6 protein-coding genes and 1 pseudogene are annotated in these 8,410 nt (G+C 39.0%); 3 read left to right on the top strand and 4 right to left on the bottom strand.

Going from position 1 to position 8,410, the window contains the following annotated elements; translation table 11 throughout:
• Positions 1 to 35: 35 nt before the first annotated feature.
• Positions 36 to 665, bottom strand: coding sequence for a phosphoserine phosphatase SerB (gene serB, locus RQ763_RS06900; protein WP_314151962.1), 630 nt, complete (start codon positions 663 to 665; stop codon positions 36 to 38).
• 53 nt (positions 666 to 718) lie between these two features.
• On the opposite strand from serB, the gene RQ763_RS06895 reads away from it, so the two are divergent.
• Positions 719 to 1,630: a methylenetetrahydrofolate reductase gene (locus tag RQ763_RS06895; RefSeq protein WP_314151960.1), complete on the top strand. Its 912-nt coding sequence runs from the start codon at positions 719 to 721 to the stop codon at positions 1,628 to 1,630.
• Positions 1,631 to 1,633: 3 nt separating this feature from the next.
• Here RQ763_RS06895 and RQ763_RS06890 read toward each other — a convergent pair whose 3' ends face one another.
• Positions 1,634 to 3,751: an EAL domain-containing protein gene (locus RQ763_RS06890; RefSeq protein ID WP_314151958.1), complete on the bottom strand. Its 2,118-nt coding sequence runs from the start codon at positions 3,749 to 3,751 to the stop codon at positions 1,634 to 1,636.
• Positions 3,752 to 3,870: 119 nt separating this feature from the next.
• Here RQ763_RS06890 and serS point away from each other — a divergent pair, with 119 nt between their 5' ends.
• Together serS and RQ763_RS06880 are read left to right on the top strand one after the other, a co-directional pair.
• Positions 3,871 to 5,118: a serine--tRNA ligase gene (serS, locus tag RQ763_RS06885; protein ID WP_314151957.1), complete on the top strand. Its 1,248-nt coding sequence runs from the start codon at positions 3,871 to 3,873 to the stop codon at positions 5,116 to 5,118.
• A gap of 47 nt (positions 5,119 to 5,165) precedes the next feature.
• Positions 5,166 to 7,502, top strand: coding sequence for a tetratricopeptide repeat protein (locus RQ763_RS06880; protein ID WP_314151955.1), 2,337 nt, complete (start codon positions 5,166 to 5,168; stop codon positions 7,500 to 7,502).
• Between the two features lie 20 nt (positions 7,503 to 7,522).
• Here the strand turns inward: RQ763_RS06880 and RQ763_RS06875 are convergent, their stop codons facing one another.
• Both RQ763_RS06875 and RQ763_RS06870 read right to left on the bottom strand, forming a co-directional pair.
• Positions 7,523 to 8,182, bottom strand: a complete 660-nt coding sequence (locus tag RQ763_RS06875; RefSeq protein ID WP_314151954.1) for a phosphatidylserine decarboxylase — start codon at positions 8,180 to 8,182, stop codon at positions 7,523 to 7,525.
• Positions 8,172 to 8,410, bottom strand: a pseudogene (locus tag RQ763_RS06870) (cell division protein FtsH); the annotation flags it as partial. The pseudogene RQ763_RS06870 and the gene RQ763_RS06875, both read right to left, overlap by 11 nt.

The raw sequence follows: 8,410 nt of genomic DNA, 5'->3' as shown, positions 1-8,410 counted from the left end.
GTTCTCTTTGTTGTACTGTCTCCAGACACTGTTTTCTAGCATTGTATTTTTCCTAATATTTGTGTTAAGTCTTTCGTCTCAATAACTATATTTGCTTCTTTGCGTAAAATTTCTCTTGCGCAAAAAGCGACTCTTGTTCCGGCATGAGCAAACATGGAGAGGTCATTTGCTCCGTCTCCGCACACCAGTGTTTCGTCCTCTTTTACCCCAAGCAGACCCTGCAGGCGAACCAACATATCGCCCTTTGAGTAGTTGAACATCATATCTCCGCCCACAAGACCCGTAAGTATCTGGTTTTTATGGTGCAGTACGTTTGAAAAATCGGCATCATAACCTAAGATGTTTTTTGCATATCCCGTAGCACTTCTAAACCCGCCGCTAAAACAGACCACTTTCATGCCCATACCTTTTAGCTCGGCTATGGTCTCACGTGCCCCTTTCATGTAAGGGAGATTTTGGCTGATTCTCTCCACTACGCTGTATTCCAGCCCCTTTAAGAGTCCGACTCTCTGCTGAAGCGATTCAAAAAAATCAAGTTCGCCGCTCATGGCAGCCTCTGTAATTTTACCTACCTGCTCTCCAAGACCCAACTCTTCAGCAAAAAAATCTATCGTCTCGCCGTCCATAAGCGTAGAATCAAAATCAAAAACAGCCAGTTTTAGCATATATTCTTCTCTCTTTAGTTATAATTGCGCAATTATACCATTTAGGATGCTTTTTGTTTAATGAACTTATAAATAAACTAAAAAACGATACTTATATCTCGTTAGAGACGACTCCGGGGCACTCCCCTGTTTTCTCACCTATCATTGAGACAATAGCAGAGCTTGGACTTGATAAGCTAGTGGACGCTTTTACTACAACCGACAATCCTCTTGCGAAGTTAAAATACAACTCCCTTTTTGCGGCAAAGATGCTTCAAGAGAGATTTAATAAGCCCGTTATTGCAACCATGAGTATGCGTGATAGAAATAAAATTGCTCTTCAATCGGATCTTTTGGGAGCAAATGAAGTAGAAATAAGAGCGATATTGGCACTAACGGGAGATCCTGCATCCATTTCCGATCAGCCCCACACAAAGGGTGTTTTTGAAGCAGACAGTACACTTTTGCTTGAAATTATCTCATGTTTTAACAGCGGAATTGATTATGCTGGAAAACCTCTAACGCACAAACCAAAAGAGATCTACCCTTTTGCCGTTGTAAACTCTTATGCCAAAAATCCTAAGACGCTGCAAAAAAAGATGCAAAAAAAGATAAAACATGGTGCGCTCGGAATCATTACGCAACCTGTTTATGACCTGCAAAACGCAAAACTGCTACTTGAGCTCAAAGAGGCGGCAAACGAAGAGTGCTGCAACGAAAACAAAAGTGCTGAGCTTATTTTGGGAATTTTTCCTATTACAAAACTAAGAACTGCACAATTTTTATCTGCACATGTACCAGGTATAGATGTTCCTGATGCGTGGATTGAAGCCTTAAGAGATGCGCATGAAAAAGGAGCAGAGGAAGAGTATAGAGTTGGTTTTGAGCTTAGCAAAAATCTCTTTTTAGAGATAAAAGCACTCCATCCGAAAATTCATCTAATGACTGCAAATCAGTTTGGACTAGCTAAAAATATATTAAGCTAGTCTCTATACCGACTTGCCATCACCCTTAAAATCTTTAATAAACTCTCTAAATTTCTCTATTCTAAGTGGCTTGCTGAAGTAGTATCCCTGAATCTGGTAGCAGTGCAGAGATTTCAGTGCTTCTATATGCTCTTTCGTCTCTGAGCCCTCGGCGATAACATCTTTGCCAAGAGATCTTGCCATTGCGATGATAGCCGCAACGATGGAGCGGTCATCCTCATCTTTATCAATATCAAGCACAAAACTACGATCTATTTTAATCGTTTTTGCAGGTAGTTTCTTTAAGTAACTAAGAGAGGAGTAACCCGTTCCAAAATCATCAATAGAGAGTTTAAAACCCTTTTCGCTTAGCGCGTTTAAGATAGAGAGCGCCTTGTCTACATCCTTCATAATATGACTCTCCGTAATTTCAAGCTCAATATAACCCTTATCAAGTCCGATATTATCCGCGATGGCGCAAATGTCGTTTATAAAGGAGTCGTCATTTAGCTGCTTGCTTGACACATTTATTGATACAACAAGCCTCTTTCCCTCGTCATAAAGCGCTTTTGCGTCGCTTATTGCTTGTCTTGCAACCCATAAGCCTATTTGAGATATCTGACCGGTCTCTTCTGATATGCCTATAAATTTGTCTGGTCTTATAAGCCCAATATCAGGGTGATTCCATCTTATAAGCGCTTCCATACCGTAAACTTTTTTTGTCCTAAGATTTACTTTTGGCTGGTACTCCAAAAAGAGCTCATTTCTGCTTATTGCGCTGCGTAAATCATTCTCTATAAGCGAGCGTTCCGTTATCTTCTCGTTCATTGACTGCGTATAAAACTGATAGGAGTTTTTTCCTGACTCTTTTACCTGATACATCGCCGTATCAGCCGCTTTAACAAGCTCCTCATAAGTTGTTCCATCATCAGGATAGATGCTAATTCCAATGCTTGCTCCCGTATAAAACTCTCTGCCCTCTATTATTACAGGTGATTTAAATCTCTCTATTATTTTTTCTGCTACCACAGCTATGTCTAAAACAGATTCCGCATCACCGAGTGTTACCGTAAACTCATCACCGCCAAGGCGAGCCAAAGTATCCTCATCGCGAAGAGTTGCTTTGATAGATTTTGCCACCTCAATTAAAAATTTGTCCCCGGTAAAGTGCCCAAATGTGTCATTTATATTTTTAAAGTTATCCATATCTATAAAAAAGAGCGCCATTTTTTTTGAGTTTCTCTGAAGTGAGGGTATCTTATTTATAACACGCTCTTGAAACAAAACCCTGTTTGGAAGGTTTGTAAGCGCGTCAAAATAGGCGAGATTATGGATCAAACTCTCTTTTTTCTTCTTCTCGCTTATGTCATTGACTATGGAGATGTAGTTGGTTAGATTGCCCTCTTTGTCATGCAGAGCAATAATGTTGAGCTCCGCGGTATAGAGCTCACCGTTTTTTCGTCTATCTGCTATCTCCCCGTTCCAGTGCCCCTCTTGATTGAGCTCACTCCACATATTTTGATAAAAGAGCTTGTCATGCCAGCCAGAGCTAAATGTGTTTGGAGTTTTTCCCCTAATCTCTTCGATGTTGTATCCGGATATTTCGCTGTATGCGCTATTTATGGTAATTATTCGCTGAGAGGCATCTGTTATTAGAACTCCGTCGTTCATTTTTTCAAAAACAGCAGAAGCCAAAACAAGCTCATTTTCGGCATTTTTACGTCTTGTTATATCATGAACCGTACCGATTGATTTCAGTGGATTCCCATCTTTATCAAACTCATGTTCACAACTCTCTTCGACAAACCCAATCTCCCCATTTTCACGAACAATGCGATGCTCAACATAGTATCCGCGTTTCTCTTTAAGGGATGACATGTACATATTGTTTACCATGTCAATATCTTCGGGATGAACATATTTTAAAAACGCTTCATAAGTAGCCTCGAACTCTTGGGGCTCAAGACCAAAAATACGGTAAACTTCATCAGACCAATATAGAGAGTTGTTTACCAAATCAAGTTCCCAATGCCCTATATGTGCAAGAGCTTGAGCCTGTAATAGACCACCATAAAGTTTTTTACAATAAAGTTCATCATCAGATATATCTACAACTTCACTATCACTTAATGGTAATTGCATACAGTAGGCTCCTCGCTGCTTTTTTTTTAAAAATAGTTTATTTTATCATACAATTGTCATAATGTGCTTCAATAGTTTATTTTGCTATAATCGCACCACTTATTTACCGGAAAAATACAATGATTGATTTAAAACTACTACAAAAAGATTTTCAAGGCGTTAGCAACAAACTTGTGAGAAAAGGCGTGAGTGTTGAACTGCTTGATTCGCTTAAAAAAAAGGGTGAAGAGCTAAAAACTGCAAAAGTAGACTATGAAACACTTCAAGCGGCGCAAAATGCAATGAGCAAAGAGTTTGGCATCTATAAAAAAGAGGGCAAAGACGTAAGCGAGTTAAAAGCCAGAGTCGATGCAAACAAGATTAAAATCACTGAAGCTCTTGAAGTGCAGCGCATAAAGCAGGAGGAGTTGGAGTCTCTTGCCATGTCAATTCCAAACATTCCAGATGATGATGTTCCAGATGGCGAAGATGAGAACGACAACATAGAGATTAGGAAAGTTCTTACTCCAAGAGAGTTTAATTTTACTCCAAAAGAGCACTGGGAGCTGGCTGAGCAAAACGGCTGGATAGATTTTGAGAGAGGCGTAAAACTTGCAACAAGCCGTTTTAGCGTCTCTTTTGGCATGGGCGCAAAACTAGAGCGAGCGCTTATCAATTTTATGCTAAATTTCAACTCAAAAAGAGGTTTTGAAGAGGTAAGCGTGCCCTCTATCGTAAACAGAGCCGCACTTGAAGGCACCGGACAGCTTCCAAAATTTGAAGACGACCTCTACAAAATAGAGGACCAAGAGCTCTTTTTAATCCCAACCGCAGAGGTTCCTGTTACAAATCTTTTTCAAGACGAGATACTATCTCCTAATCAACTGCCCATTAAAATGACGGCATATACGTCATGTTTCAGAAAAGAGGCAGGTGCCGCAGGGCGTGACACTCGCGGCATGATACGACAGCACCAGTTTCATAAAGTTGAGCTTGTAAGCATCACAAAACCTGAAGATAGTGACAAAATCTTTGATGAGATGGTTCAAACCGCATCGGATCTGCTTAGTGCGCTTGAGCTTCCACACCGTCTTGTAAATCTGTGCAGCGGTGACTTGGGCTTTGGAGCTGCAAAAACAGTAGATTTGGAAGTTTGGCTGCCTGGACAAGCCTCCTACAGAGAGATAAGTTCCGTATCCAACACGAGAGAGTTTCAGGCAAGACGTGCAAAAATAAGATTCAAAGATGAAAACAAAAACTCTTTTGTTCACACTCTCAACGGCTCATCACTTGCCGTTGGAAGAACCATGGTAGCGATTATGGAAAACTGTCAAAACGAAGATGGAAGCATAACGATTCCAAAGGTTTTAGAGTCCTATATAAACTAGTATTTTGGTACTTTTTTTGCTTTAAAAAAGAAACGATAGCAAGGTAGATGATGGCTGATGGACTAGAAGAAGAGATAATAATTATTGAAGATAGTGATGCCGCTTATGAGAGTGCTGCTTCAAAATCGTCAATAATTGATGAAGAGTCATCATCTGCAACCAAAAAGAAGTTAATTCTTGTCGGCATCGGTGTCGGTCTTGTTTTAACCATTTCGCTGCTCTTTTTAATCATTCAAAAACAATCAAAAAAATCTGCCGACAGCTCTATGGACTACATAGATGAGAGATTGGAAAAACCAATCTCAAAGCCTGTGGAGCCAAGTAAGATAGAGAGCATGATAGCCAAAGCCGACTATCTCTACTCGACTGGCTCAAAAACAGAGGCTCTTACTCTTTATGAAAAAATAGCTCACTACAGCGAAGCCGTCTCTGCCTACAATCTGGGAGTTGCTCAACTAAAAGACGCGCAATACAAGACTGCTCTTGAGACATTTCAAAAAGCAATACAAAACAATGAAAAAAGATGCGTAAGCGCCATTAATGCGGCAGTCTGCTCCCTGCATCTACAAAACCAAGAGAGCTTTAGATACTACATTGACTTGGCTTACGCCTATCTCCCTCATGAGAGACAGTCACCTCTATACTCTTACTACTATACTCTTATAAACTACTATAACGACAACTATCTAGAGGCGTTAAGTGCACTTAAAAATCCTACATCTCTAGAGTATAAAAAAGTTCAAAACTCTCTTGCATCAAGAATTAACGCTCTTTTTGACAATGACTACAGCGCTATTGAGAGCATGGAGAGTGACAAACCGATAGTCAATGATTTTAGTCTTGGACTTCTTTATGCAAGAGTCGGAGATTTAACACTAGCAAAAAATTATCTTCAAAATGCAATAAAAAAAGGGATAGAGCCCGTAAAGTCGCAGCTTGCTCTCGGCTATGTAAATTTAAAATCGGGTCAGGTTCAAGAAGCGGCTAAAAATATTGAAAATATTACAGATATGTTTGGCGAAGAGGTTTACAAACCCTACCCTATTAAAGTTAAGCTAAAAGATTCGCTTTTCAATCCCGAAGAGGCTCAAGAGAGATACAGAAACAGTGTAATTAACAGCAGGGAGATTGATTACCAAAAGATATTTTACTTCTCGCCATATAAAACATTTAATGCAAATCAGACCATAAGCTATATACGCAAAGGAAATGCAAATATCTATATTGACAATATTGACTCTGCAAAGGAGTATCTAAAAAAAGGCTCCTCGTCTTCAAGTGTCAATCTTGGCATAGTAAATGCAATCAAAAAAGCACTCTCCTTTAAACTCAGAGAAGCCAATGAGATGCTTCAAAAACTGGTTGAAATTCAGCCTAAACACTCCATTCTTCACTACAATCTTGCTCTGACTTATGCACAGATGGGCAATATGGCTGATGCGCACAAACACTTTTTGCGCTCCTACAATCTTGATGCAAAGAATTATCTCTCGGGAATATATGCGGTTATGACCTCTCAGCTTATAGATAACGAAAATGCCAAACTGCTCTCCATCATAAAGGATGCAATTGCTCATGAGGAGTTCTCTGAAGAGATAGATCTCTACAATACTCTTCTTTTTATAAGTCAGGGGAATGCTTCATCTCTCAGTGACTGGATCGATAAAGATTATAAACAACGACCTCTATATTTGGCACTCGATATTATTATTGCGCTTAAACAAAACAATGTAGTTGCCGCGCAAAAATCTGCAAACAAACTTGCACTACTGCTTCCGGATGAGATAGTTCCACACATGATGTATATCGATGCTCATTTCAACAAACTAAGTCAAAAAGAGTATGCAAAAGAGGTTATGAACTACCTAAGGGTTCAAGATTTAAACTTTAACGATCTCTATTTTGGGGCATATGTTGCAAGATATCTCTATATTCAGCAAAACCTCATTACAGGCAAGCTCTATTTCTTGAGAGAGCAGCTAAAAAAGGTGCTTGAATCTACAACCGAGCGAACTGAAGAGCTGACTAGTTCACTTGCTTTAGCGTCGCTATACGACGGATTTTACGAAGAGTCTTATACTCTTTATAACAACCTCATTGACAATCTTAAAGTGCGTGACTCACAGACTCTCTTTCTGGGCGCCGTTGCCTCTACTGCGGCAGAGCATCATGCAAACGCGATTGCCCTTTTAGAGCTCTCTAAACTAAAGAACCCTAGTTTTTTAGAGAGCAGATATGCTCTTGGACTTCTCTATCTTGAGGTTAAAAACAATAAAGGGGCAGTTATTCAATTCTCAAGAATATATAAAAACAACTTCAACTCTGAATATTTTAATTTTAGTATTGATACTGATAAATTGATGTTTGAGAAGAGCCAGAAGTAGAACTACTTCTGGTTATAGAGTTATTTTTTACTCTTACTCTCGTTTGTAAAGTAGCCGATGAGAGACTCAGATGCTTTGAGCTCACTGCCGATGTCTATATTTAATCTAAAGTTATGCGGCAGGTAGAGCTCTGTAATGCCGTTTACAACAAGACCGTATCTAGAACCCTGAAGAAGATTCTGACCCTTGCTAACGTCTATATCTATTCCCTTTATACTCTGTTTTAGTCTATGAACTAGCTTCATTTTATTTGAAGATTTTGTATCACTAAATACTAACTCTGCATTTTCATTTATGTTTTTTGAGAGCGATTTAAAAGCAGAGAGCCTAGCGCCTCTTTGAAGGTTAAGCTCCTCCAAGGTTGAACTAAAAGGAACTCTAAGCAGAGCTACATTGAGATAATTTCCATCAATCTCTACTTTATATGCATAGCTCCCTTTGCCTTGTAGCTCCTCTATGGATGAGACAACTCCATCAACAGGACTTACAACGCTGTTTTGCTGATAAAGCATATTTTGTCTCTCGGGATTTCTAAAAATAAAAACAAAAAAGAGTGTTGTCAAAAATGCCAAAAACTGCAAGAAATCAATATCAATTATCGTAAAAACAATAAGCGCTGCAATTGAGTATGCTAGATAACTCCAACCCTCTCTTGCAATCGGTAGAAGATTACTCCTCATCTAAGTTTTCCTTATCTTTTTTTGATTTTTTAGCATCTTTTTCTTCTTGAGCCATTCTTGCATCTACTTTTAACTCTTCTTCAATATCATCAAATACTAAATTTACTTTAGATTCTATACCGTTTGCTTTTTCAAAATCAATAATTATATTTCTAACTTCCTCGCCGGTAATATTCTCTTTTTTGTAAAGAAGCTTTACTATCTCTTCGATTGCTTCTCTGTACTCTT

The sequence above is a fragment of the Sulfurimonas sp. genome (genome assembly GCF_032250635.1).
In the GTDB taxonomy this organism is placed as follows: domain Bacteria; phylum Campylobacterota; class Campylobacteria; order Campylobacterales; family Sulfurimonadaceae; genus Sulfurimonas.
Note: the sequence above shows the minus strand (reverse complement) of the source record. Positions and strands in the feature narration are given on the sequence as shown.

Excerpts from the sequence above, each read along its gene's own strand:
- serB (WP_314151962.1), bottom strand. The coding sequence starts at position 665 with ATGCTAAAACTGGCTGTTTTTGATTTTGATTCTACGCTTATGGACGGC.
- RQ763_RS06890 (WP_314151958.1), bottom strand. The coding sequence starts at position 3,751 with ATGCAATTACCATTAAGTGATAGTGAAGTTGTAGATATATCTGATGAT.
- serS (WP_314151957.1), top strand. The coding sequence starts at position 3,871 with ATGATTGATTTAAAACTACTACAAAAAGATTTTCAAGGCGTTAGCAAC.
- RQ763_RS06880 (WP_314151955.1), top strand. The coding sequence starts at position 5,166 with ATGATGGCTGATGGACTAGAAGAAGAGATAATAATTATTGAAGATAGT.
- RQ763_RS06875 (WP_314151954.1), bottom strand. The coding sequence starts at position 8,182 with ATGAGGAGTAATCTTCTACCGATTGCAAGAGAGGGTTGGAGTTATCTA.